Source organism: Pantoea sp. MT58, assembly GCF_014495885.1.
Taxonomy (GTDB): Bacteria; Pseudomonadota; Gammaproteobacteria; order Enterobacterales; family Enterobacteriaceae; genus Pantoea; species Pantoea eucalypti.
Genome location: NZ_CP061083.1, coordinates 1,632,094 through 1,657,156 on the forward strand (window position 1 = coordinate 1,632,094; position 25,063 = coordinate 1,657,156).

General features: G+C 56.3%; 23 protein-coding genes and 3 pseudogenes. 21 read left to right on the forward strand and 5 right to left on the reverse strand.

Annotated elements, in window-relative coordinates; all coding sequences use genetic code 11:
- Positions 1–59: 59 nt before the first annotated feature.
- A pseudogene (locus tag IAI47_RS07700) lies at positions 60–242 on the reverse strand (EAL domain-containing protein); the annotation flags it as partial.
- A gap of 200 nt (positions 243–442) precedes the next feature.
- Here IAI47_RS07700 and IAI47_RS07705 point away from each other — a divergent pair.
- On the forward strand, positions 443–1,534 hold the full coding sequence (locus IAI47_RS07705; RefSeq protein WP_003852412.1) for a mechanosensitive ion channel family protein: 1,092 nt from the start codon (positions 443–445) through the stop codon (positions 1,532–1,534).
- A gap of 55 nt (positions 1,535–1,589) precedes the next feature.
- Here the strand turns inward: IAI47_RS07705 and IAI47_RS22000 are convergent.
- Positions 1,590–1,865: pseudogene (locus IAI47_RS22000) on the reverse strand (BCCT family transporter); the annotation flags it as partial.
- Between IAI47_RS22000 and IAI47_RS22005 the strand changes: the two are divergent.
- From IAI47_RS22005 to IAI47_RS07725, 4 genes and pseudogenes are all read left to right on the forward strand, one after another.
- Positions 1,864–2,286: pseudogene (locus IAI47_RS22005) on the forward strand (STAS domain-containing protein); the annotation flags it as partial. The pseudogenes IAI47_RS22000 and IAI47_RS22005 overlap by 2 nt on opposite strands.
- A gap of 567 nt (positions 2,287–2,853) precedes the next feature.
- On the forward strand, positions 2,854–4,770 hold the full coding sequence (locus IAI47_RS07715) for a methyl-accepting chemotaxis protein (RefSeq protein WP_008926911.1): 1,917 nt from the start codon (positions 2,854–2,856) through the stop codon (positions 4,768–4,770).
- A gap of 90 nt (positions 4,771–4,860) precedes the next feature.
- A complete protein-coding gene (locus tag IAI47_RS07720) occupies positions 4,861–5,064 on the forward strand; it encodes a hypothetical protein (RefSeq protein ID WP_003852422.1) in 204 nt (67 codons plus the stop codon).
- 672 nt (positions 5,065–5,736) lie between these two features.
- Positions 5,737–7,275, forward strand: a complete 1,539-nt coding sequence (locus tag IAI47_RS07725; protein ID WP_003852423.1) for a methyl-accepting chemotaxis protein — start codon at positions 5,737–5,739, stop codon at positions 7,273–7,275.
- Positions 7,276–7,427: 152 nt separating this feature from the next.
- On the opposite strand, the gene IAI47_RS07730 is transcribed toward IAI47_RS07725, so the two are convergent.
- The gene (locus IAI47_RS07730; RefSeq protein ID WP_008926909.1) at positions 7,428–7,931 is read right to left on the reverse strand and encodes an AAA family ATPase; all 504 of its coding nucleotides are present in this window, start codon (positions 7,929–7,931) and stop codon (positions 7,428–7,430) included.
- Between the two features lie 135 nt (positions 7,932–8,066).
- On the reverse strand, positions 8,067–8,696 hold the full coding sequence (locus tag IAI47_RS07735) for a Vat family streptogramin A O-acetyltransferase (protein ID WP_008926908.1): 630 nt from the start codon (positions 8,694–8,696) through the stop codon (positions 8,067–8,069).
- Positions 8,697–9,371: 675 nt separating this feature from the next.
- Between IAI47_RS07735 and IAI47_RS07740 the strand changes: the two genes are divergently transcribed.
- From IAI47_RS07740 to phnE (IAI47_RS07815), 16 genes are all read left to right on the forward strand, one after another.
- The gene (locus IAI47_RS07740) at positions 9,372–10,085 is read left to right on the forward strand and encodes a bacteriorhodopsin (protein WP_003852428.1); all 714 of its coding nucleotides are present in this window, start codon (positions 9,372–9,374) and stop codon (positions 10,083–10,085) included.
- Positions 10,082–10,891: a Brp/Blh family beta-carotene 15,15'-dioxygenase gene (locus tag IAI47_RS07745; protein WP_008926907.1), complete on the forward strand. Its 810-nt coding sequence runs from the start codon at positions 10,082–10,084 to the stop codon at positions 10,889–10,891. The genes IAI47_RS07740 and IAI47_RS07745 overlap by 4 nt, the downstream gene beginning before the upstream one ends.
- Positions 10,892–11,042: 151 nt before the next feature.
- Positions 11,043–11,756: a phosphonate metabolism transcriptional regulator PhnF gene (gene phnF, locus IAI47_RS07750; protein ID WP_003852432.1), complete on the forward strand. Its 714-nt coding sequence runs from the start codon at positions 11,043–11,045 to the stop codon at positions 11,754–11,756.
- Complete coding sequence (phnG, locus tag IAI47_RS07755; RefSeq protein WP_008926906.1) at positions 11,756–12,202, forward strand: phosphonate C-P lyase system protein PhnG; 447 nt, start codon at positions 11,756–11,758, stop codon at positions 12,200–12,202. Before phnF ends, phnG begins: the two co-directional genes overlap by 1 nt.
- Entirely contained in the window at positions 12,202–12,777 is a 576-nt protein-coding gene (phnH, locus tag IAI47_RS07760) for a phosphonate C-P lyase system protein PhnH (RefSeq protein WP_008926905.1), read from the forward strand. Before phnG ends, phnH begins: the two co-directional genes overlap by 1 nt.
- On the forward strand, positions 12,777–13,853 hold the full coding sequence (locus IAI47_RS07765) for a carbon-phosphorus lyase complex subunit PhnI (protein WP_008926904.1): 1,077 nt from the start codon (positions 12,777–12,779) through the stop codon (positions 13,851–13,853). Before phnH ends, IAI47_RS07765 begins: the two co-directional genes overlap by 1 nt.
- On the forward strand, positions 13,846–14,694 hold the full coding sequence (locus IAI47_RS07770; protein WP_008926903.1) for an alpha-D-ribose 1-methylphosphonate 5-phosphate C-P-lyase PhnJ: 849 nt from the start codon (positions 13,846–13,848) through the stop codon (positions 14,692–14,694). Before IAI47_RS07765 ends, IAI47_RS07770 begins: the two co-directional genes overlap by 8 nt.
- The gene (phnK, locus tag IAI47_RS07775; RefSeq protein ID WP_008926902.1) at positions 14,684–15,445 is read left to right on the forward strand and encodes a phosphonate C-P lyase system protein PhnK; all 762 of its coding nucleotides are present in this window, start codon (positions 14,684–14,686) and stop codon (positions 15,443–15,445) included. The genes IAI47_RS07770 and phnK overlap by 11 nt, the downstream gene beginning before the upstream one ends.
- Entirely contained in the window at positions 15,446–16,159 is a 714-nt protein-coding gene (gene phnL, locus IAI47_RS07780) for a phosphonate C-P lyase system protein PhnL (RefSeq protein WP_003852445.1), read from the forward strand. It begins immediately after the preceding gene.
- The gene (phnM, locus tag IAI47_RS07785; protein WP_003852448.1) at positions 16,156–17,292 is read left to right on the forward strand and encodes an alpha-D-ribose 1-methylphosphonate 5-triphosphate diphosphatase; all 1,137 of its coding nucleotides are present in this window, start codon (positions 16,156–16,158) and stop codon (positions 17,290–17,292) included. Before phnL ends, phnM begins: the two co-directional genes overlap by 4 nt.
- Positions 17,292–17,828, forward strand: a complete 537-nt coding sequence (phnN, locus tag IAI47_RS07790; RefSeq protein WP_008926901.1) for a ribose 1,5-bisphosphokinase — start codon at positions 17,292–17,294, stop codon at positions 17,826–17,828. Before phnM ends, phnN begins: the two co-directional genes overlap by 1 nt.
- Positions 17,829–17,892: 64 nt before the next feature.
- Complete coding sequence (gene phnP, locus IAI47_RS07795) at positions 17,893–18,663, forward strand: phosphonate metabolism protein PhnP (RefSeq protein ID WP_008926900.1); 771 nt, start codon at positions 17,893–17,895, stop codon at positions 18,661–18,663.
- 79 nt (positions 18,664–18,742) lie between these two features.
- Positions 18,743–19,573, forward strand: a complete 831-nt coding sequence (phnC, locus tag IAI47_RS07800) for a phosphonate ABC transporter ATP-binding protein (RefSeq protein ID WP_003852452.1) — start codon at positions 18,743–18,745, stop codon at positions 19,571–19,573.
- 26 nt (positions 19,574–19,599) lie between these two features.
- Positions 19,600–20,526 (forward strand): phosphonate ABC transporter substrate-binding protein, encoded by a 927-nt coding sequence (gene phnD, locus IAI47_RS07805; protein WP_008926899.1) that lies wholly within the window; start codon positions 19,600–19,602, stop codon positions 20,524–20,526.
- 95 nt (positions 20,527–20,621) lie between these two features.
- On the forward strand, positions 20,622–21,482 hold the full coding sequence (phnE, locus tag IAI47_RS07810; RefSeq protein ID WP_187961267.1) for a phosphonate ABC transporter, permease protein PhnE: 861 nt from the start codon (positions 20,622–20,624) through the stop codon (positions 21,480–21,482).
- Entirely contained in the window at positions 21,479–22,363 is an 885-nt protein-coding gene (gene phnE / locus IAI47_RS07815) for a phosphonate ABC transporter, permease protein PhnE (protein ID WP_008926898.1), read from the forward strand. The genes phnE (IAI47_RS07810) and phnE (IAI47_RS07815) overlap by 4 nt, the downstream gene beginning before the upstream one ends.
- On the opposite strand, the gene IAI47_RS07820 is transcribed toward phnE (IAI47_RS07815), so the two are convergent.
- Complete coding sequence (locus tag IAI47_RS07820) at positions 22,317–24,935, reverse strand: ATP-binding protein (RefSeq protein ID WP_008926897.1); 2,619 nt, start codon at positions 24,933–24,935, stop codon at positions 22,317–22,319. The genes phnE (IAI47_RS07815) and IAI47_RS07820 overlap by 47 nt on opposite strands.
- Positions 24,936–25,063: the final 128 nt, after the last annotated feature.

A 25,063-nucleotide genomic window follows, 5' to 3' on the forward strand; every position in this document is an offset into this window, starting at 1 on the left:
AAATTGCTCAGGCTATCCCGTCAGGCGATGATACCGACTGTCTGGCGCAGCTCTCTTCATCAGCGTCTCAGGTCGGGCACCGCCTGACTGAACAGATAGCCCTGGAGCTGATTACAGCCTGCATCCGCCAGTGCAGACATCTGCCCCTGTGTTTCCACGCCTTCTGCTGTGACCACCAGGCCCATGGGCTGACCCAGCTTCATCATCGATTCAATACTTGCTACTGAATTTTCCGCTACGCCGGGCGGGATAGTCCGACCGCTCGCTTGGGCCATTGAGGTAAATCTGCCGTATCATCGCGCATTTCCTGCCAACTTCGCTGCGATGGTTCATACTCATGGGCGCTAAATGTGTTACGAACGGATAGCCGTGCAGACAACGGTTACTGAGTTTGTCACTTCGCTGACAGCCTGAGGTTGCCAGCTGACTATAAGGGAAAATAATGCCATTGTTATTCGGTGAGTTATCTGGTTTCCCGTCATGGGTGCCTGTTGTATTACTCGTCTCGCTTTCGTTTATCGTGGGCTTCCTGGCCCGGCTTATCCTGCTGGCCTTTATCCGCTACTGGCAGAGTCGCGACAGAAAGCTGTTCAAATCCCTTGAGAAGCACCTTAGCGGGTCCATGTTCTTTTTCGTACCGCTATTAATGATCAATGTCGGGATTAACTACATTAACTTTCACCCTGAGTCGCTTGAGTTAATCACTAACATCATCAACGTCTTTATTATTATGTCATTCTGTTCGGTCCTGATACGGCTGACCAATGTGGCGCAGGATATGCTCTATATCCGCTATGACATTAATATTTCGAATAATCTTCGTGCACGAAAAATTCGTACGCAGATTATCTATGTCAAAAAAGTGGTTATTGTCATCCTGGTACTGTTCTGCATTTCACTGATACTGCTGAGCTTTCCTGGCGTCCGTAAATTCGGCACCACTATTCTGGCCGGTGCAGGTGTTGCCGGTATCATTATTGGTTTCGCCTTACAGAAGTCGCTGGTTAATCTGTTTGCCGGTATTCAGATCGCCTTTACCCAGCCTATCAAAATTGATGACGCGGTGGTGGTGGAAAAAGAGTGGGGCTGGATTGAGGAGATCAACCTGACCTATGTGGTGGTGCGCATCTGGGATTTGCGCCGTCTGGTGCTGCCAATTACTTACTTCACTGAGAATCCGTTTCAGAACTGGACGCGTAATAATGCCCAGATTTTAGGATCGGTATTTCTCTACGTGGATTACTCCATGCCGCTGGAGCCGCTGCGCAGGCAGTTTGAAAAAGTCCTGAGTGAAACCAAACTCTGGGATGGGGAAACGTCTGTACTTCAGGTGACGGATACCACCGAAAAAACCATGACCATCAGGATGCTGATGACTGCCCAGAACTCGCCAATCGCTTTTGATCTGCGCTGTTACGTCAGGGAAAAGATGATTGAGTTTATTCAGCAGAATTACCCGGAAAGCCTGCCACAGGTGAGGGCGTCACTGACGGATAGCGGGGGTGAAAAGTCAGCAAGGGAAATAGCTGAATAGCGGGTTTTGAGGTGCGGAACGGCGTTTACTGTTGCAAACAGGCGTCAACGCGTAAAGCCTTAAACAGGCCATACCGACAGGGGGGCTTGTCGGTGCCGCCCGATGCCAGCGTATCGACCACACTGGCGCCTGAGTCCGCAGAGGTGACAAAGAGCACGGCCACCATCGCCATGGCAATAAAGGAGAGCAGCGAGCTGAAGGGGAAGTGCTCAGGGAAGTTGAACAGTGCCAGCGTCTGATCGCTCACGATCGTCTGCGGCAGGTCAGTGGCACCCTGCTGCACAATCAGCCAGATTGCGCTGTTGCCGAAAAAAGTCATCCAGCGCAGCGTAGCGACCGTTGCCGTGGTGGTGGCCACCCAAAATCTGGCGTTTGGGTACTGGCCGGCGTGCTGATTGCGTCGCTGAACTTTGCCACCAAAGTGGCCTGCTTTATGGCGGTCTCCTCGGTGCTGAAGGGCGAGACACGCACCTATACCGTAACCGGGCAGGTCTTCTTTGCCTCGGCTGAACGGTTTATCCATCACTTCGACTTCCACGAGGCGCTGGATCGCGTGGTCATCGACGTGTCGCTCACCCATTTCTGGGACATCACGTCGGTCAGCGTGCTGGACCGCATCGTAATTAAGTTCCGCCGTCAAAGGTGCCGAAGTGGACGTCAGAGGCATGAACGGGGCGATCCGCACTCTCGTTGACCGCTTTGGTGTGCATGACAAACCCGAAGAAGTTGAAAAGCTGATGGGCAGCCGCTAGCCCTGATGCACGTGCTGGAAAAAAGATCCTCCCGCAGGTTCCGGACTGAATGTTAAAGCAGGCCTGTTAATGATTTTTCATTTGCATAATCGGCTGCTTACAAAATTAAGTAACGCGTTGACCTCGTATTCTTATTCTGGAAAACAAGAAGGCTGAAATGCCCTTTGTCCCTGTCCTTCCGGTAATACCTTTCCAGGTAAAAACACAAAGCTTAATAAAACCTTAAGATCTGACGGCTATTTCTCTCTATTTATTCATTTAACATGCTATTCCGTCTCATGCCTTTTAATTTGTATTACAAAATCAGAAGCCTGCGGAATAGTTTATCGCTTTTTTTTCACCAGAGCCTTTCAGGTTAGAGTCTGAATGATAACCCGGTAAATTATCAGGGTCTTAATTTACACGGCCAGATACGAATATTAAGAGAGGTGATCTGCATCAATAAATATCATTATTTAAAGGCGGGTGATGAAAGTGGCTCTAATAAATATCGTCGCTATGCCGATATGTAACGTAACCCTGAGGAAATGTCAGTCTCAGGTACTTTTCAACACCAGGATTATTAAAATGAATATTATAAAAAAAGTGTCAAAACTCAATATAGGCAGGAAACTTACTCTGGGTTTTTTGCTGGTTATACTGGCGTCACTGGCTATATCAGTCCTTGCTGCCCTCTGTTTTTTAAAAATCCAGGATAACTCGGAAAAGCGCGACGTCACGGTACAAATGGTTGATGCACTGGCGAAAGCGAGGCTGAACCGCACGCTATTTCAGTACACCCGCGACACTAAATTCATCGAACTCAACGGTGAGGCGATGAATCAGTTGTCTGCTTTGTACAAAAATCTTGAGAAATATTCCTGGTCAACAGGCGGTCGTGAAAAGCTTTCTGCGCTCAATACTGCTCTGGCTCAGTATCAGGAAAAGCGTCAGCACTTTCTCGCAAGCAACCACAGTGCAGCCCTTTCTCTGAATGATATTCAGGCTCTCGGACTGACGTCAGTGGCGGAAAAACTGGCTGCCCGACAGGCTTATGTCCCGGCAGACCTTACTGCACCCCTGCTGGCTCTCAGCCTCAAAACTGAACAGGCTGCATTTTATGTTCAGGCGTTCATGCATGGGCCAGATGCTTCCACACTGAATAAGTTTAACGAAATCAAAGATGGTTTTTCACCACTCGTCAGTCAGCTTAGTGGTCTCGCTGACACCTCACTCGGTGCGCTTCTGGCCGATGTGGCGCAAAAAACCACCTCAGGCACCACGCTGTTAAATAATTATCTCCAGTCAGTGCAGGTCGAAAAACGCGCCTCAGATGAAATGACCGCAGCTGCGGGAAAACTGAATCAGTCAATCACTGACCTCGCGTTCTTTCAGTCTGAACAGGCTCAGAAATACATGCATACCGCACTGTGGCAGATTGGTTTTGCCACCCTTGTCTGTATCACTCTCAGTCTCCTGATTGCCTGGAGAATGACCCGCAGCATCACCGTTCCGCTGAGAGAGACGCTTTCTTCGGCACAGCGTATCGCTGAAGGTGACCTGACCGCCGAAATAACCAGTTCCCGTACTGATGAGCTTGGCGAACTGATGACTGCCATGGGTGCCATGAACCAGAGCCTGCGTAACATCATCTCCCGGGTCCGGGATGGGGTGAATAACGTCGCCCGCGCCTCGTCTGAGATTGCAGCAGGAAATACCGACCTCTCATCGCGCACAGAACAGCAGTCGGCTGCCGTGGTTGAGACGGCTGCCAGCATGGAGGAATTAACCTCCACCGTTAAGTTGAATGCGGAGAACGCCCATCACGCCAGTCAGCTGGCCACGGATGCGTCGCATAATGCCAGCTGCGGCGGGGAAATCATCAGTGAGGTGATAACCACAATGGGCGGAATAAGTCAGAGCTCAGGCAAAATCGGCGAAATCATCACCGTTATTAACGGTATCGCTTTCCAGACGAATATTCTGGCGTTGAATGCGGCAGTAGAGGCCGCGCGCGCAGGTGAGCAGGGCCGGGGCTTTGCCGTTGTGGCAGGCGAAGTGCGCAATCTTGCACAGCGCAGTTCACTGGCCGCAAAAGAGATAGAAGTGCTGATTCGGGAATCACTGGACAGAGTGAGTAACGGTACTGAGCTGGTAAACCGCGCCGGCGTGACAATGGAGGGTATCGTCAGGTCCGTGACGCAGGTAAGGGACATCATGGGTGAAATTGCCGCTGCATCAGACGAACAGAATCGCGGCATTACCCAGATTGCACAGGCCATGACGGAAATGGATAGTACAACCCAGCAAAACGCTGCGCTGGTTGAGGAGTCTTCTGCTGCGGCCAGCAGTCTCGAAGAGCAGGCGCTTGAGCTTGAAAAAACCGTTTCCGTTTTCCGTGTGCCGTCTTCTGGGGCGTTTACACCTAGGGCGCAGACCACCAGGCGCAACGTACAACCCTCAGTATCCCTGATGGCGTCGAAAGCAAACTGGGAAACCTTCTGATCATCGTTGTCCTGCATTCTGAGGGGCCGCCCGACGTCGTTTCTGGCATCCGGTGGTCTCCTTTCGGGTTTATGTCATCGGAGGTGGTAAATGTGTGACGATAACGCCGTTAATGCACTGCATGTTCACATTGGTAAGGCGGTGGAGGCTCTTTTTTATGATGGCGAGCCAGTCACCCGTGCAAAAGTCATTGCCCAACTATGTCTGTTGTTAGATGAAGAACCTGACTGCATCCTGCAAAACGAAATAGCAGGCGCAGTCAGCCTGCTCACTTACCCGTTCGCCACAAAATGAGAGTGAACGGGTTGCTACAATCCCTGGCGACAGAATTTTGCGTGCGATGAGAGGTTGATCTGAAGAGGACGTGGTTAACCTCCGCACTGCATTAATGATCGGGCGCACCCGATTTACTGTAGCAACAAACATTCAGATTTATTCCTGTGATCCTCAATCTTCCTGGCAACGAGGCTCGTTCAGACGAGCATAGGGAAAGGGTACGGCTGACCCGGTGGCTGAACGCATTACCGGCTGTAAGCTGTATCAGTCCGGATAAGCAAGCCTGTGAAATCGCTGACAGATATCAGTAAGTATTTTGATGTATTCAGCGGGTCCGAGGCTGATGCGGCCCATTTTTCACAGTAATTTTATTAATTCAAACAGCCGCTTAAGGGACAGGTTATAACCTGCACGTGATTTTTAGCTTTTTTCCACTCTATGGTGTCCGGCAGTGATATGCCAGCGTTTCTCGCTTTTTCCTCTCATGGTGTCGCGTCATGTACGGGCGTCGCCGGTCGTGCCGCGTCGCCGGATTATCCGGAAAAGGTCAATTATCGTAATGAGTGCAAACTTCGATATCTCTCAAAAAACATAACAATAACTGCTTAGTTTCACCGTCTGACCATAAAGTGTGTTTTAGGATAGCCGATAAAAGAAAGGTATCTTGACATCTCCCTCGGGTAACCTCTCATGACAATTTTAAAGAAACTTACGCTGGTCTTTACCTTTACACTTCTGGCGCTGCTTTTTTTGGGCATTATCAGTATCCGCTCTCTGGGCGGCGCACAGGATCGGTTCGAGTATGTGGCGACCAACTCTCTGCCCAGCATTAACAAAATCAGTGAAATCTCTCAGCTTCGTGAAGAAGCAAGACGGCAGATACTGATGGGTCTTCTGGTTACCGATAAAGCGATATTTGAAAAGCATATGGTCACCGCAAAGGAATATCTGACCAAAACGCGCGAGGCAATGGATTATTATAAATCTCACCTGATTACAGACGATAACGACGGCCAGTTGATAAGCCAGACTATTCAGGATTTCGGCGTCTATCTCGAGAAAGTGAATAAGATGGTGGGCGTTTATCAGACCGGCGGCATTGATGCGGCCAGGGCTATGGTTTCCGATCAGGGAGAGACAGCGGCGGCATCGGTTGTGGTAAGCCAGAATCTGAAGGACATCCTGGCTTATAACTATCAGGTTGCCAACAAATTTGCAGCGGAAAATCATGCCGAGTATCTGCATACGTTATGGCTTCTGAGCAGCATTATTGCAGCTGCGGTGTTAATGACAGCCCTTTCTTCGTACTCTGTCCTGAGCTATATCAGAAAAGGCCTGCAGAATTTACAGAGCACCATGAAAACCATCGAGGAAACCCTGGACCTGACTCTTCGGGTAAATCTCAATAAAAAAGATGAACTGGGCGCAACGGCTGGCAGTTTTAATGCCCTTGTGACTAAGTTTCGGGAGGTTCTGTCAGGCGTCCGGGATGCCAGCAAAGAGGTGGATACGGCGTCAGAGGAAATCGCTCACAGCAATGATGATCTGTCATCACGCTCAGAGTCTCAGGCTTCTTCACTTGAGCAAACCGCAGCCAGTATGAACGAGCTGTCGGCCACCGTGAAACACAATATGGATAACGCGACAGAGGCGAATAACTTCATCGGTAAAGTGCAATCCATCGTCAACCATAGCAACCGTGAGCTGAATGATTTAACAAGTGCCATCAACGATATCTCTGTCTCTTCAAATAAGGTTTCAGAAATTATCTCCATTATTGATGGCATTGCGTTTCAGACCAACATTCTGGCGCTTAACGCTGCAGTGGAAGCCGCCCGTGCCGGGGAGCAGGGCAAGGGGTTTGCCGTGGTCGCCGGCGAGGTCCGCTCATTGTCACAGCGTTCTTCTGTAGCAGCCCAGGATATCCGGGGTCTGATTGAAGAAGCAATCCAGAATGTGGATAAAGGCGTGGTATACGCAGCGAATGTGACGTCGCGAATGAATGAAGCTCTGAGTGTTGTTGATGAAACGACGCAATTGATTAATCAGGTCAATACTTCCTCTAAAGAGCAGAGTTATGGGATCGACCAGGTGAACATTGCGGTCACGCAGATGGAAAGCAATCTGCAGCAGAATGCCGCAATGGTAGAGCAGATGTCTGCCGCTGCGGGCTCACTGAGTCAGCAGGCGGGCAGGCTGCTGACAGAGGTCAGCTCATTTAAGCTCTGAGCCAATCCGGCTTCAGCCAGCGTTTATTAACGCACAGGCTGAGAAGATAGCGTGGCTGGCCCTGTTTTACCGGTTTCAATCCCGTGTAGGGCAGGGTGCAGCCTGAGGGTCAAAAAAAATTTATTGCCGTCAAGGATGCGGGCTAAATGCGCTCAAAACGGAAGGCTCGCTTTGAGAATTTTATCGACGCACGCAGCAGGCGATAATTTTGCGGTATCCAGCTGCAGATGATCCCTTCTCCAGGGTTCATAATCACGATCCATGACGGCCTGCCATTCAGGCACTTTTAAGCCAGGAATTTCTGAGATTCTGTTCTCTACACGAGCCCGATGCTGTTCCGGATCCGAACAAAGGATTTCGATTTCCAGAAAGGGAACACCTGATGATAGTGCGATATCACGAAAACTATCTCGCACCAGATTAAGATCATTTACTGAGTCAGTGACAACAGGTAGTCCCAGTCTGAGATTCTCCCGCGCAAGCGCATAGAGGATGAAATAGCCTTCAGGGCCCATCTCTCTGAACGCTGCTGATTCATTACGCAGTACCTGTTCGATCGTATCGACGCGTAAATACACCGCTTTTAATTTTTCAGATAACATTTTAGCGACCGTGCTTTTTCCACAACCGGGAAGGCCACTGAATATGTACAGCATAACGACTCCTGTTTAAATCCGCGCTCCAGCGTTAAATGCTGACATGTTTGCAGAGCATGCTGCGCGCAATTATCCATACACATTACGAATGCGCATCACCCTTTGCCCGCAGCGAACGTGGGTAATTCTGCACAGCTATTTATCTGGCAAGGCTTCAACATTAGCAGAGCGGATTGCCGGGAGGTTTTGGGTAATCTTTTCCACAGGCCAGTCCCACAAGGCCAGCTTCTCGAGTATCGATATGGTCTCATCGTTAAAACGCTGCCTGATAACCCTGGCTGGATTACCCCCCATAATCGAATATGCCGGGACATCCGACGTGACGACAGAACGTGACGAAATGATCGCGCCGTTACCGATTTTAATGCCTGGCATAATCAGCGCCTGATAACCAATCCATACGTCATTGCCAATCACTGTATCGCCTTTATCAGGCAGGTCACTGGCGTGAGGCTGGCTTGCTTCCCATCCGTTTCCGAAGATGTAGAACGGATAAGTGGAGAACCCTGCCATGCTGTGGTTAGCCCCATTCATAATGAACTGAACGCCTTTCGCTATAGCGCAAAATTTTCCAATAATGAGTTTGTCGCCAATAAACGGGAAGTGATAAAGGACATTGCGCTCGAAGTTTTCTGCGCCTTCAGGGTCATCATAATACGTAAAATCACCGATAATGATGTTGGGGTTTTTCACCCTGTTTTTAATAAAACAAACCTGTGGGAAGCCTTCCATTGGATGGGGATTGGCCGGATCCGGTCCGTACATATTCTCTCCTTTACGTGCGGCTTTAGGTCGTTCCAGTGTACACCCTAATGCCCGTTGTCCTTTTCACAGACAGAATGTAATCATGATTAGGGATAGATTCTGACTGTGAAAAACTTCCGTTTCCTGATGTGCTGCTTATTAGAGCCTGAATAAATAATACGCAAAATTTTCATTCTCTGTTCATCCCTTTATTATCAATCATAGAGAATCAGAAACGATTTTATTAATGCCGTTTCGCCAATGTGAAGCGTCACACGACGCCGTTTTCATAACGGCTGGTTTCAGATTTACCACTCAAAAATAAAATTTTTGCATTTTTGTCAGTTTATGCAGGGGCAAAGAGTTCTGATTTTCAGAATATTATATTTCAATTAAATCAAAGAGTTATGCGTGTAAGAATCCTGGCTATATGGAAGGTTTGGTAGGAAAGCGAAACGCTGAGAAACATAACTTTACATTGGTTTTTTTATGTGACGCTCAGAAGGCCAGTAAAAGACGTTAATTTAATCAGATTGCTTAAAATTAACAGTGTAAATTTCGCTCGCCGGGCAAATTATCTATATCGCCATATACTGACAGCATATTCGTTGAACGAATATAACCGTCTTTTATTAACGCTAATTCATAGCGGCAGGGCTGGCACCATACCGGCGTTTTAGCACAGGAGAGAGTAAAATGGATCAAACCGCATTTATGATTGGGTTTTCGGTCATGGCCATTGCGTCACTGATTATTTACGTGACCGGTGATAAGAAATATCCCTTTGGTCACCATACACTCGTGCACGCGTCAGTGCCGTTTATTGCCGCCACAGCCTATCTGGCCATGGCGTTTGGGTTTGGCAATCTCACGCTGGACAGTGGCACGATAGTGTACCTGGCGCGTTACGCTGACTGGTCCATCACCACGCCTCTCTTACTGGCCGGGTTGGTCATGCTGGCTTTCCATGAACAGGGTAAACCAGGAGAAATGGGCGGCTTTCTGACTGCCATCATTGTGCTGGATGTGATGATGATTATCACCGGCCTGGTCTCTTCCCTGGCGGAAAATCCTGTCGCGAAATGGGTGTGGTATTCATGGTCGTGTGCGGCATTTCTGGGCGTTGTTTATCTGCTCTGGGGGCCACTGCGCGCACTGGCCGCGACGCGAGGCAACGCGCTGGCAGGTGCCTACAACAAGAATGTAGCCTTGCTGACCCTCGTGTGGTTTATCTATCCGATCGTTTTTCTGGTCGGTCCGGAAGGTCTCAGTGTCATCACTGATGCGACATCTGTTCAGGCATTCCTGATTCTGGATATTATCGCTAAAGTTTTCTACGCCTTCTACGCTGCGGCTAATATGAAAAAAGCGCTCTCTCATACTACGCCTGTTGGTGCTGTGAGGAGATGACAGCCCAGGTGCGGTTCGGCTGGGCAGGACTCTGGGGGGCAGCGCTCGCTGCCTCTTTCAGCCCCCCTGCGGGGCAAGTGCTGTTTGCGACCCTGGCCATTGGCGTTATCGGCATGGCACACGGTGCCAGCGATCTTGACGTCGTTAAACGCGAGCGTCAGTTCCCGTTTCTTGCCGCCTATGGACTGGTCATCTTGATCTGTCTGTTCTGGTGGCACGGTGCTCCGGCGCTGGCGTTGCCCGTTTTTCTTCTGGCATCTGCCCTGCATTTTGCGCTTGAAGACGCCCCTGATGGACGCAGCCCCGAACGTCTGGCGCGGGGGATAAGTATGATAGCGGCCCCAGCGACACTGCATCTGCAGGCATTTAGCGCAATTCTGCATGAGGCGGCACCAGGATTTTCAATGCCGGACGCTCTTGCTGTGGGCATTGCCATTACAGGGGGACTCTGTGCGTCAGGGCTTATTTTTGCGGGTTTCGTTCGTCAGGACAGGCGTCTTCTGACGGGTACACTGGCGTTGTTACTGCTTCCACCTTTCGTCGGTTTTTCAATGGGATTCTTAATTTTACATGCGCTGCCGCAAACCCGACAGCGGCGCGATCAGCTGAAGTGCACCAGCTATCTCCGCTACCTGCAAGCCACCTGGCCGGTACTGACGGCGGCTCTTCTGCTGGCTGCGGGAACCATTGTGGTGATGCATCCTGTGGACAACGCGGGAATTCAGCCATTGTTTGCTGTACTGGCCGCACTGGCAATCCCGCATATGCTCATTACGCCCTGGTTTGAATCACGGCATCCGGCGTGAAACCGTCCCGCTAATAGGGTAGACGCCCCTACATTCACCACTCCTTCACTCCCCCGTCACCGTTCTGTCATCTGATCCCTTCAGGCTAACACCATCCCGCAGCGTCTTATCACTGCGTTCCCACTCTGTAACCCGTGAGGATTTCATCGTGATGGAGTTATCCAGACATCCGACCACTGTCTATCAGGCTGTTGCCGCACAACTGGAGCAGGCGCTGAAAGAGCGCTACCGCTGCGGCGACTATCTTCCTTCCGAGCAGCAGCTGGCCGATCACTACGAGGTCAACCGCCACACGCTGCGCCGGGCTGTCGATGAGCTGGTGCACAAAGGGCTGCTGCAGCGCCGTCACGGTGTTGGCATCCTGGTATTGATGCGTCCTTATGACTATCCGCTGCATGCCCAGGCGCGCTTCAGTCAGAACCTGATGGAGCAGGGGAGTCACCCGACCAGCGAACGGCTGCTGGCGGTACTGCGTCCGGCCAGCAACGACGTCGCCAATGCGCTGGGCGTGAAAGAGGGCGACAACGTCATTCATCTGCGCACCCTGCGCCGCGCCAATGGCGTGCCGCTCTGCCTGATTAATCATTTCCTCGCCGACCTCAGCTGGTGGCCGCAGCTTCAGCAATTTAACAGCGGCTCGCTGCACGACTTCTTAGTGGAACACACCGGCAAACAGCTGGTGCGCACTCAGACGCGTATCAGCACCCGCCGGGCGCAGGCCAAAGAGTGCCGGCAGCTCGACATCGCCCTGCATGCGCCGCTGCTCTGCGTGCGGACGCTCAACAAAACCAGTGATGGCGCGGTGGCGGAATACTCCGTCAGCCTGACGCGCGGCGACATGATCGAACTGACTCTGGAGCACTAATGGAACAGCAAACAGATCGCCAGCGCTGGCTGTCGGTACTGGCGCACAGCAGCGCCGCCTTGCTTGAAGCGCACTGGCAGGCGCTTAGCCTCCAGCCCGAATTCACCCTGGTCCGTCCGGCAGAGATTGGGCTGACGCGACTCCAGGCGCGGATGGGCGCTACCGGCAAACGCTTTGTCATGGGCGATGCCACGGTGACACGTGCGGTGGTGCAACTGAGCGACGGTACCCTGGGTTACAGCTATCTGCTGGGGCGCGACAAAGCCCATGCCGAACGCTGCGCCCTGCTGGATGCGCTGTTGCAGCAGCCGGAAACCCGGCAGTTGCTGGAAGAGAAGATTATTACCCCGCTGGCGGCGTGGCGCGAGGAGCAGCGACAGCTGCGCGCCCGTGAAATCGCCAGCAGCAAAGTAGATTTCTTTACGCTGGTTCGCGGAGATAACTGATGACTTTACTGGCAAGTTTTAACCATCCGGTCGCGGATGCGCAGCGTGCGTTTCGCCGTATTTTGAAAGCGATGAGCGAGCCGGGCGTGATGGTCTCGCTGCCGCTGCAGCAGGGCTGGGGCGCACTGTCACCGGCGGCCACAGCATTGCTGCTGACGCTGGTCGATCAGGAAAGTCCGGTCTGGCTGGATGCGCAAATTGACAATGAACAGCTGCGTAACAATCTGCGCTTCCATACCGGTGCACCCATCACTACGCAGCAGGACGCACCGTTCGCCCTGAGCCATGCAACAGCACAGCCCGATCCGACGCAGTTCGCGGCGGGTGACAATATGTCGCCGGAGAAAAGCACCACGCTGATTATCGAAGTGCCGTCGCTGAATGGCGGATTAACGCTGCGCCTCTCCGGCCCTGGCCTGCGGGAAACCCGTGCTATTGCACCACAGCTGCCGGAAAGCGTGCTGGAATATCTGCGCACCCGTCCGCATCCGTTCCCGCAGGGCGTGGATCTGATCTTCACCTGTGGCGAAGCGATCATGGCCGTGCCGCGCACCACCGTTGTGGAGGTGTGCTGATGTATGTCGCGGTGAAAGGGGGCGAAAAAGCCATCTCTAATGCCCATCAGTTACAGGCCGATCTGCGACGGGGCGATCGGGCAGTAGCGGAACTCGGCTGCGATCAGGTGGCGCAGCAGCTGGGGCTGGCGGTGGATCGGGTAATGACCGAAGGCGGAATATACGATCCTGAACTGGCGGCGCTGGCGATTAAGCAGGCCAGTGGCGATCTGGTCGAGGCGATTTTTCTGCTGCGTGCCTATCGCACCACGCTGCCACGTCTGGCAGAGAGCACGCCGCTGGCGACCGGTTCGATGCGCATCGAACGCCGCATCTCGGCGGTCTATAAAGATCTGCCGGGCGGCCAGGTGCTGGGGCCAACCTATGACTACAGCCACCGTCTGCTCGACTTCACCCTGCTGGCAAACGGTGAAACGCCTGCCGCGCCGCGTGACGACCGTTCGGTGCCGGATCAGTGTCCGCACATGTTCAGCATGATGACTGAAGAAGGACTGGCCACCGCCGAGAGTGATGACGGCAGCGAGCCGGTTGATATCACCCGCGAGCCAATGCGCTTTCCTGCTTCGCGCGCTGCACGGCTGCAACAGCTGGTGCGCGGCGATGAAGGTTTTCTGCTGGCGCTGGGCTATTCGACCCAGCGCGGCTATGGCCGCACCCATCCCTTTGCCGGCGAGATCCGCACCGGCTATCTCAGCGTCAGCATCTGTCCCGAAGAGCTGGGCTTTGAGCTGGAGATTGGGGAAGTGTTGCTGACCGAATGTGAAATGGTCAACGGCGTTGCTCACCGTGACGATGCCGCACCGCAGTTTACCCGGGGCTACGGGCTGGTGTTTGGCCGTGCCGAACGCAAGGCGATGGCGATGGCGCTGGTGGATCGGGCGCTGCAAAGCCGCGAGCAGAATGAGCGCGTGACCAGCCCGGCGCAGGACGAAGAGTTTGTGCTGTCGCACGCCGACAACGTCGAAGCCGCGGGCTTTGTCTCGCATCTCAAGCTGCCGCACTACGTCGATTTCCAGGCTGAGCTGGAACTGCTGAAACAGCTGCAGCACGATTATCAGGAGCGCAACCATGGCTGAACTCACCGGCTATAACAATGGCTATCTCGATGAGCAGACCAAACGCACCATCCGTCGCGCCATCCTGAAAGCGGTGGCGATCCCCGGCTATCAGGTGCCGTTCGCCGGACGCGAGATGCCAATGCCTTACGGCTGGGGTACAGGCGGCATCCAGATTACCGCCAGCGTGATTGGCGATCAGGATGTGCTGAAGGTGATCGATCAGGGCGCTGATGACACCACCAATGCGGTGTCAATACGTCAGTTCTTTAAGCGGGTCAGCGGGGCCGCAACCACCGAACGCACCGCCGATGCCACCCTGATCCAGACCCGGCACCGCATCCCGGAAACGCCGCTGGAGGAAGACCAGATCCTGATATTCCAGGTGCCGATTCCTGAGCCGCTGCGTTTTATCGAACCGCGCGAAACCGAGACCCGCACCATGCATGCGCTGGAGGAGTACGGCATCATGCAGGTGAAGCTGTATGAAGATATCGCCCGCTACGGCCATATCGCCACGACCTACGCCTATCCGGTCCGGGTTAACGATCGCTACGTGATGGATCCGTCGCCCATTCCCAAATTCGACAACCCGAAGATGCACATGATGCCTGCGCTGCAGCTGTTTGGGGCCGGGCGTGAAAAGCGCATCTACGCCTTGCCGCCTTATACCCGCGTGGAGAGCCTGGACTTCGACGATCACCCCTTCACCGTTCAGCAGTGGGATGAACCCTGCGCGCTGTGCGGATCGCGCCACAGCTACCTCGATGAGGTGGTGATGGACGATCAGGGAACGCGGATGTTTGTCTGCTCCGACACCGACTTTTGCCATCAGCAGCAGGAACAGCAACATGCACAGTGAACAGCCGCTGCTTGCGGTGAACCAGCTCACCCATCTTTATGCGCCGGGCAAAGGGTTTGAGCAGGTCAGTTTTGATCTCTGGCCTGGCGAAGTACTGGGGATTGTCGGCGAGTCCGGCTCCGGTAAAACCACGCTGCTGCAGAGCCTGTCGGCCCGTCTGACGCCGCAGCAGGGCAGCATTCACTATCAGAACCGCGACCTCTATGAGATGAGTGAAAGCGACCGCCGTCGCCTGCTGCGCACCGAGTGGGGCGTGGTGCATCAGCATCCGATGGACGGGCTGCGTGCGCAGGTCAGCGCGGGCGGTAACATTGGCGAACGGCTGATGGCGACCGGCCAGCGGAACTATGGCGACATCCGCGCCGAGGCGAGCCGCTGGCTGCAGGCGGTGGAGATTGATGCCAGTCGCATCGACGATCTGCCGACCACTTTTTCCGGCGGGATGCAGCAGCGTCTGCAGATTGCCCGCAACCTGGTGACGCAGCCTCAGCTGATGTTTATGGATGAGCCGACCGGCGGGCTGGATGTCTCGGTGCAGGCGCGACTACTGGATCTGCTGCGCACCCTGGTGCGCGAGCTGAATCTGGCGGTGGTGATTGTCACCCACGATCTCGGGGTGGCGCGACTGCTGGCGCATCGCCTGCTGGTGATGAAACAGGGACGGGTGGTGGAGAGCGGTCTGACTGACCGTGTTCTGGACGATCCTCATCATCCTTACACTCAACTGCTGGTCTCTTCGGTGCTCAATTAAATGACAACGCTCACTCCGCGCCTGCGGGTAGAAAATCTGTGTAAAACCTTTGTGCTGCACAACCAGAACGGCGCGGCGCTGCCGGTGCTGCACAACGCCAGCCTGACGGTGGGCGAGGGCGAATGCGTGGTACTGCACGGTCATTCCGGCAGTGGCAAATCCACGCTGCTGCGCGCGCTTTACGGCAACTATCAGCCCGACAGCGGTCATATCCGGGTTGCACATCAGGGTGAATGGATCGACATGGCGCAGGCATCAGCGCGCCAGATTATCGCCCTGCGGCGCGACACGCTGGGCTGGGTCAGCCAGTTTCTGCGGGTGATCCCACGCGTGCCGACGCTGGAGATTGTGATGCAGCCGCTGCTGGAGCGCGGCGTTGATCGAGAATTCTGCGAAGCGCGGGCCGCCGAACTGCTCAGCCGGCTGAATGTGCCGCAGCGTCTCTGGTCGCTCGCCCCGTCTACCTTTTCTGGCGGTGAGCAGCAGCGCGTGAATATCGCACGCGGCTTTATCGCCGATTATCCGGTGCTGCTGCTGGATGAACCCACTGCCTCGCTCGACAACGTCAACAGTGAGGCGGTGGTGAGCTTAATTGAACAGGCGCGCGCACGTGGTGCCGCCATCGTCGGTATTTTTCACGATCGGGCGGTGCGCGAGCGGGTCGCCGACCGGCTGCACCTGATGCACCCGATCGACACAGGAGTGCAGGCATGATCATCAATAACGTCAGACTGGTGCTGGAAAACGAAGTGGTCAGCGGGTCACTGGAGTTCCGCGATGAGCGCATTAGCAGCTTCAGCGAAACCACCAGCCAGCAGCCCGGTGCGCTGGATGGTGAAGGTGCCTGGCTGCTGCCAGGTCTGGTGGAACTGCACACCGATAACCTCGACAAGTTTTTCACCCCGCGCCCGAAAGTGGACTGGCCCGCACACTCGGCGATGAGCAGCCACGATGCGCTGATGGTTTCCAGCGGTATTACCACGGTGCTGGACGCGATCGGCGTGGGCGATGTGCGCGACGGCGGGCACCGGCTGGATAACCTCAGCAAGATGATCGACGCCATCCGCGACAGCAACCGCAAGGGACTGAACCGGGCTGAGCATCTGCTGCATCTGCGCTGTGAACTGCCGCATCCTACCACTGCGCCGCTGTTTGAAGCGCTGATGGGCACGCCTGAGCTGGCGCTGGTATCGCTGATGGACCATTCGCCGGGCCAGCGTCAGTACGCGTCGCTGACCAAATATCGCGAATATTATCAGGGCAAATATCAGCTTAATGACGCCGAGATGGATCAGTTCGAGCATGACCAGCTCACCCTTGCGGCAGCGTGGTCACAGCCCAATCGTCAGGCGATTGCGGGACTGTGCCGGGAACATGGCATCGCCATTGCCAGCCATGATGACGCCACCGCCGCGCATGTGGAAGAGTCCCATGCGGCAGGCAGCCGCATTGCGGAGTTTCCGACCACGCTGGAAGCGGCACGTGCCTCACGCTATCGCAACATGCAGGTGCTGATGGGTGCGCCCAACATCGTGCGCGGCGGCTCGCACTCCGGCAACGTCGCCGCCTGGGAACTGGCGTCACACGGCCTGCTGAACATTCTGTCGTCCGATTACTACCCGGCCAGCCTGCTGGATGCCGCGTTCCGGCTGGCGGATGACGAGCGCAACAGCCTGGGCATGGCGCAGGCCATCGCGCTGGTGACCTGTAATCCGGCCCGCGCATTAGGATTGGAGGACCGCGGTGTCATCGCGGAAGGTTGCCGCGCCGACCTGGTGCTGGCGCACACTGCACACGGCTACCCGCACGTGCGGCACGTCTGGAGCAAAGGCCGGCAGGTGTACTGATGGCGCGGCTGATCTGGCTCACCGGTCCCTCCGGCTCCGGCAAGGATAGCCTGCTGGATGCGCTGCGGGAGGCACCGCCGCCAAAACTGTTGATCGCCCATCGCTACATCACCCGCGCCGCCGATGCGGGCGGTGAAAACCATGTGGCACTCACCGAGGCGGAGTTTGCCCGCCGCGCCGCGCTCGGTCTGTTTGCCGTGAGCTGGGAAGCGCACGGTTTCCGCTACGGCATTGGCTGTGAGACAGAACAGTGGCTGCTGCGTGGACAGAATGTGGTGGTGAACGGGTCGCGGCTGCATCTGGCTCAGGCGCAGGCCCGCTTTGGCTCACAGCTGCTGCCGGTCTGCCTGCAGGTGTCGCCCGCTGTGCTGGCGGCGCGGCTGCGTCAGCGTGGACGGGAAGATGAGGCGGAGATTGCCCGGCGGCTGGCGCGTGCCGCCCAGCCGCAGCCCGATGGCTGTCTGATACTCAGCAACGACGGCGCGCTGGCGGAAACCGTCTGCCAGCTTCGCCAGATACTGGAGGCGCATCAATGAGATCGACTTTTCCGGCACGGGCAGTAAGCGCCCGGCAGCGATATACGCGACCAGGAGCGCATCCATGAAACTCACTTTTCTTGGCACTGGCGGTGTGACTGCCGCGCCGCTGCCGGGCTGCGACTGTCACGCCTGTCAGCGGGCGCAGCGTAACAGCACTCATGCACGGGCGCCCTGCAGTGCGCTGATTGAGTCTGGCCACGAACGCATCCTGCTGGATGCCGGTCTGCCGCTGCTGGCATCACGCTTTCCGCCTGGCTCGCTGACCCGCATTCTGTTGACGCATTATCACATGGATCATGTTCAGGGCCTGTTTGCGCTGCGCTGGGGCGTGGGCGCGCCGATTCCGGTCTGGGGACCGCCCGATCCGCGTGGCTGTGACGATCTCTACAAACACCCTGGCCTGCTGGATTTCCGTCCCGCTTTAACCCCTTTTGTGGCGCATGCCTTTGGCGAGCTGCAGGTTACGCCGCTGCCGCTGCAGCATTCAAAGCTGACGCACGGTTATCTGTTTGACTGGCATGACACCCGGCTCGCCTGGCTGTGTGATACCTGCGGACTGCCGCCCGACACCGCCGACTTCCTGCGCGGCCAGCCGCTGGATCAACTGGTGATTGACTGCAACGATCCACCCCGTGCAGAGCCTCGAAATCACAATGATCTGACCCAGGCGCTGGCGATAGCAGAGAGGCTCAAGCCGCGTCAGACCTGGCTCACTCACCTCAGTCATGAGATGGATAACTGGTTAGCCGAAAACCCGTTGCCAGAAGGCGTGCTGCCAGCCCGCGACGGCCAGACTTTGCTGTGCGGCGCGCACTGGCCTGTCACGGTTTGATCATCTGGCTGTCATCTCGTGTTCATCGCGTCACGCCTTAATAACCGGCAGAACGCAATCAGCGATGACGGAGAACACCATGGCACAGGCACTTCTGAAAACGGTGGTCGACAACGATCTGCCACCGGCCAGCCTCAGCGGACAAAAAGTGTTGTCGGTGCAGAAACTGAGTAAAGCCTATGGCGACACGCAGGTGCTGGATCAGGTCAGTTTCGACCTGCACGCCGGTGAGCTGGTGGCGGTGATTGGCCGCTCTGGTGCGGGTAAATCGACACTGCTGCACATGCTCAACGGCACAATTAACGCGACGTCCGGTGCGATTATCAGTCTGCATCAGGGCGAAGCAGATCGTAACGTGGTCACGCTTAACAGCCGCCAGCTGCGCGAATGGCGCAGTCAGTGCGGCATGATCTTTCAGGATTTCTGTCTGGTGCCGCGCCTCGACGTGCTGACCAACGTGCTGCTGGGCCGCCTGAGCCAGACCAGCACGCTGAAATCCTTCTTCAAAATCTTTTCTGACCAGGACCGCGCGCACGCCATCGAACTGCTGCAGTGGATGAACATGCTGCCGCAGGCGCTGCAGCGGGCCGAAAATCTCTCAGGCGGACAGATGCAGCGCGTGGCGATCTGCCGCGCCCTGATGCAGAACCCCAAAATCCTGCTGGCTGATGAGCCGGTGGCCTCACTCGACCCTAAAAATACCAAACGCATTATGGATGTGCTGCGCCAGGTCAGCGAGCAGGGCATCAGCGTGATGGTCAACCTGCACTCGATTGAGCTGGTCAAAAGCTACTGCACCCGGGTTATTGGCATTCAGCGCGGTGTCGTGCTGTTTGATGGCCATCCTTCCCGACTCACCGACAGCCTGTTGCACCAGCTGTACGGCGATGAACTTAACCAAATCCATTAACGTCCACAGCAAGAGAATAATTCCGAATGAAACTGACTTCTTTAGCACTTCTGACCAGTGTCATGGCGTTTGGTGTCAGCGCAGCGGATGCGCCGAAACAGCTTAATCTGGGGATTATGGGCGGGCAGAACGCCACCCAGCAGATTGGCGATAATCAGTGTGTAAAAACCTTCTTGGATAAAGAGCTGGGTGTGGATACCCAGATGCGCAACGCCTCTGACTATTCCGGCGTGATTCAGGGCCTGCTGGGCGGCAAGATCGATATGGTGCTGAGCATGTCACCGGCTTCGTTTGCGTCGGTCTACATTCAGGACCCGAAAGCGGTGGATGTGGTGGGTATTGTCGTCGATGACAAAGATCAGTCACGTGGCTACCACTCTGTCGTCATCGTTAAAGCGGACAGCCCGTATAAAAAGCTGGAAGACCTGAAAGGCAAATCATTCGGTATGGCCGATCCCGATTCGACGTCCGGCTTCCTGATGCCAAACCAGGCGTTTAAGAAGATGTTCGGCGGCACGGTGGATGACAAATATAACAACTTCTTCTCCAGCGTCACTTTCTCTGGCGGTCATGAGCAGGACATCCTGGGCGTGCTGAATAACCAGTTTGATGGCGCAGTCACCTGGACGTCCCTGGTCGGTGACTACAACAGCGGTTACACCTCTGGCGCCTTTGGCCGATTGATCCGCATGGACCATCCGGACCTGATGAAGCAGATCCGCATCATCTGGCAGTCGCCGCTGATCCCTAACGGCCCGGTGCTGGTCAGCAACAAGCTGCCCGCTGACTTCAAAGCGAAAGTGGTGTCGGCGATTAAAAAACTGGATAAGGACGATCACGCCTGCTTCGTAAAAGCCGTGGGTGGTGAACAGCATATCGGTGAGGCGACGGTCGCTGACTATAAAAACATCATCGATATGAAACGTGACCTGATGAAAGGCAGCCGCGGCTAAGGCCGACGGTGCCCTGACTTTCCCCGTCGAGGCGGGGAGAGCGGGACGCGGCAACCCCGCCTGCGTCCCGCTGCTTTAGCGCCGGAGATCCTCCTTTGACCGAATTCGAACACTACTACCAACGCATCCGACGCCAGCAGAAACGTGACACGCTGCTCTGGTCACTGCTGCTGGTGGCACTCTATCTGGCGGCGGGCAGGGTGGCAGAATTTAATCTGCTCACCGTCTGGCAGTCGCTGCCGCACTTTTTTGACTATCTGCATGAAATCCTCCCGGTGCTGCATCTGCCGCTGCTGTTTGCCGATGGCAAAACCGAAGGTTCGCTGGCCTACTGGGGCTACCGTCTGCCGATTCAGCTGCCACTGATTTGGGAAACGCTGCAGCTGGCGCTGGCTTCGACGCTGGTCGCGGTGGCCGTGGCCGCGGTGCTGGCCTTTTTCGCCGCCGACAACACCCAGACGCCGGTCAGCGTGCGGATGACCATTCGTGCCTTTGTCGCCTTTCTGCGCACCATGCCGGAACTGGCGTGGGCGGTGATGTTTGTGATGGCCTTTGGCATCGGGGCGATCCCCGGCTTTCTGGCGCTGGCGCTGCACACCGTGGGCAGCCTGACCAAGCTGTTTTATGAGGCGATTGAGTCGGCATCCGACAAGCCGGTGCGCGGCCTGGCCGCCTGTGGCGCCAGCAAGCTGCAGCGGATGCGCTTCGCCTTCTGGCCCCAGGTGAAACCGGTCTTTCTCTCTTACAGCTTTATGCGACTGGAAATTAACTTCCGCTCTTCAACCATCCTCGGGCTGGTTGGCGCGGGCGGCATCGGCCAGGAGCTGATGACCAATATCAAACTGGACCGCTACGATCAGGTCAGTATCACGCTGCTGCTGATTCTGATTGTGGTATTGCTGCTGGATACGCTATCTGGCCAGCTTCGTCGCCGTGTGACAGGAGATCGGACATGATGAGCCACGTACCTGATGTCACGCTAATGAAGCAGCAGCATCGTGAACTCTTTGCCGCGCAGCCGCGCTATCTGCGCCGCATAGGACTGATGGCGCTGGTGGTGCTGCTCTACTATCTCTTTTTCTTTTCCGTATTTGGCCTGGAATGGTCGCGCCTGCTGATGGGCTGCCAGCAACTTGGACGCTATTTCCTGCGAATGTTTGTCTGGCATGACTTCATGAACTGGCCGTTTGGCTACTATTTTTCGCAGGTCGGGATCACTTTAGGCATTGTGTTCGCCGGGACGCTGACCGCCTCGCTGCTGGCGCTGCCGCTCTCGTTTCTGGCGGCACGCAACGTCATGCACGATGGCGCGGCAAAACCGCTGGCGTTTCTGATGCGCCGTGTGTTCGATGTGTTACGCGGCATCGACATGGCGATCTGGGGGCTGATATTCGTGCGTGCGGTCGGCATGGGGCCGCTGGCCGGGGTGCTGGCGATTATCCTGCAGGATGTCGGTCTGCTCGGCAAACTCTACGCCGAAGGGCACGAAGCGGTGGAGCGATCGCCAGGTCGCGGACTGAGTGCCGTGGGCGCCAACAGTCTGCAGAAACACCGCTTCGGCATCTTTACCCAGTCATTCCCGCAGTTTCTGGCGCTGAGCCTTTACCAGATTGAATCCAATACCCGCTCGGCAGCGGTGCTGGGCTTTGTCGGCGCGGGTGGTGTCGGTCTGGTCTACGCCGAGAACATGCGCCTGTGGAACTGGGATGTGGTGATGTTTCTGACGCTGATCCTGGTGGTGGTGGTGATGGTCATGGATGTGATCTCCAGCCGCCTGCGTAAGCGATACATCAGTGGGAAACCGGTGCCGTTGTGGCAGCCTGCTGCGCGCGGTTAAGCCGTTCGCTGCGCTGCCAGGCGCGCTGTAGCGCCTGCACCAGTTGTGCCTGCTGCCAGGGTTTCGCCAGCCGTTCACACAGCGGCAGCGTGACCGGCTGGTGGCGCAGATCCTGACCGCTGATAAGCAATGTCGCCAGCTGCGGCCAGTTCTGATGGGCCTGCCGGATCACCTCTGCGCCGTTAATCTCGCCGGGTAGCATCAGGTCGCTGATCAGCAGGTCGATATCCGGAGTCTGGCGCAACAGCGCCAGCGCCTCTTCACCGTCGCCGCACTCCAGCGTCAGATAACCCAGCTGATGCAGATGCTCGCACAGTGTCTGCCGCACCGCCGGTTCATCATCCAGCACCAGCACCAGCCGGTTACTGGCCGCTTCAACATCTGCTGCAAGGTCAGCCTCACCGGGCACAGGCGGTGGCGGGGCGATGACGGCGGCTTCCGCTGCGCGCGGCAACAAGAGACGCACCGTGGTGCCCTGGCCCGGCGCAGTTTCCAGTTCTATCTGTCCGCCTGACTGCCGCACAAAGCCGTAAACCATGGACAGTCCAAGCCCGCTGCCACTGCCGGTCGCTTTGGTGGTGAAGAAAGGCTCGAAAACCTGTTCGCGCACGTCGGCGGACATGCCGCAGCCGTGGTCGATCACCTCAATTGTGACGCGGTCACGTTTTTCTCCCCCCTCCAGTCGACGCTGATTCCAGATGCGCAGCCGGATTTCGCCGTTTTGCTGGTGCATGGCATCGCGCGCATTCACCACCAGATTCATCAGCGCATTTTCCAGCTGGCTGGCATCGATCCAGGCGGGCCAGCCGGGGCGCTGGGCATCAATAATCAGCTGCTGTCCCGGCAGCAGCGAGTGCTGAAGCAAGCCCTGCAGGTTATCCACCAGCGTCACCACCGACACTGCGCGCGGATAGAGCGCCTGTTTGCGCGAGAAGGCCAGCAGGCGCTGCGTCAGCTGGGCGGCGCGATCGGCCGCCTGCCGCGCCCGCTCAATGCGGGTGGCGAGGGGGCCGGGCATCAGCTGGCCTTCAGTCAGCGCCAGACTGCCGATAATCACCGCCAGCAGATTGTTAAAGTCGTGCGCCAGCCCGCCGGTCAGCTGACCGACCGCCTTCATCTTCTGGCTGTGCTGGAGCGCTTCTTCCAGGGTTTTACGTGAGGTGCGGTCCAGCACGGTATTGACCATGCCGCGCCGCGGAATCGGACTGAAACGCAGCTCCAGCGTACGGCCATCGGCCAGCCGGATCTCCTGCTGCTCACCGGGATCGTGCAGATCCACCGCCAGCGGGGCCAGCAGTTGCTGATAGTGGACGCCACGATGGACCTCACGCGGCGCAAGGCCGAGCAGTTCGGCATACTGCGCATTCCACACCACCAGCTGACCATTGTGATCAAACAGAGCAAAGCCGTCGCGCATCGCCAGGAAGGTGGACTCCAGCTGGTTACTCTTCTCTTTCAGCAGCCGTGAGGTGTGGGCCAGCGAGGCGGTATTTCGGGCAAAGACGTTAAAGGCCCGCGCCAGTTCACCCAGTTCGTCACGCCGTTGCAGCCCCGGCACGCTGACGTTCTGTTCGCCCTGCGCCAGACGCGTCATCGCGCCGGCAATCGCTGTCAGGCTCGATCCGAGATTGCGGTAGATGTAGATTCCGGCATAGCCGGTAATCGCCAGCGCCAGCAGCACAAACAGCGCGATAAAGCCGATGATCGAATCAAGTTCGTGGTGAGTGGCCTGGGTACGCGCCTCACTTTGCAGCGCAACCTGCTGCACTGACGCATTGATATCGTCATTCAGCATCGCCACCAGTGCTTTAATCCGGTAGGTGGCATAGGCGATCGCCAGGTCGCTCTGTTCCAGCGCCTCCGCCAGCGGCAGCAGGCGCTGCTGAGTGGCCAGCAGTCGCTGCACGTTCTCGCCCGTGACGCCCGTCAGCGGCACAGTGCGCCACTGATTCATCACCTGCTGAAGCTGTTCAATGACGGCAATGGGCGTGGGTGTGCGAATGGCGATGGTGATCAGCCGTTCGGTTTGCTCACGCAGTGCGGCATCCGGCAGTGTGAGCTGTTCCCGCTGCACCAGCTGGTTGATATGGCTGAGCAGAATCTGGGTCTGCCACAGATCACTCAGCATGTTGTTGCGCTGCAGATGCCGCTGATGGCCATTCAGCAGCAGGCTATTAATCGTCTGCTCCAGCATCAGGCTGCGGGCGCGGATCCGCGCGATGCGCTCCGGCTGACGGGCCGCCAGCGGTGCGCTGGCCAGCAGGCTCAGCGACTGCTGCAACGCCTGCTGATTCTGCTGCAGGCGCTGCGATTCGCTTTGATACTCCAGTGCCCCGACCACCTGCGACAGCCGCACGGCCGCCGTCGCCACATTGGCGGTATCGCGCGCCAGCGCCAGGCTGCCATTCATATCTGCCAGCGTCTGCGCCTGCGCCTGCTCCTGAATTGCCCCGGCATGACGAAAGCCGATGATCGCCACCACGCTTACCATCAGCGTGACTGACACCACCAGCAGATTGAACATCAACAGGCGTCCACGCGCCCCGGCCTGCCACGGATAACTGCGCTGCATCCCACGACCTCTTAATCACTGCAACGATGCGCCGAGTATAGGAGCGTGATGTCAGGCGTTTATGACAAATATGAACGGCCGCTGACATTTTCCGTTTATCTGGCGTTGTTTTACTGGCGGCTATCCAC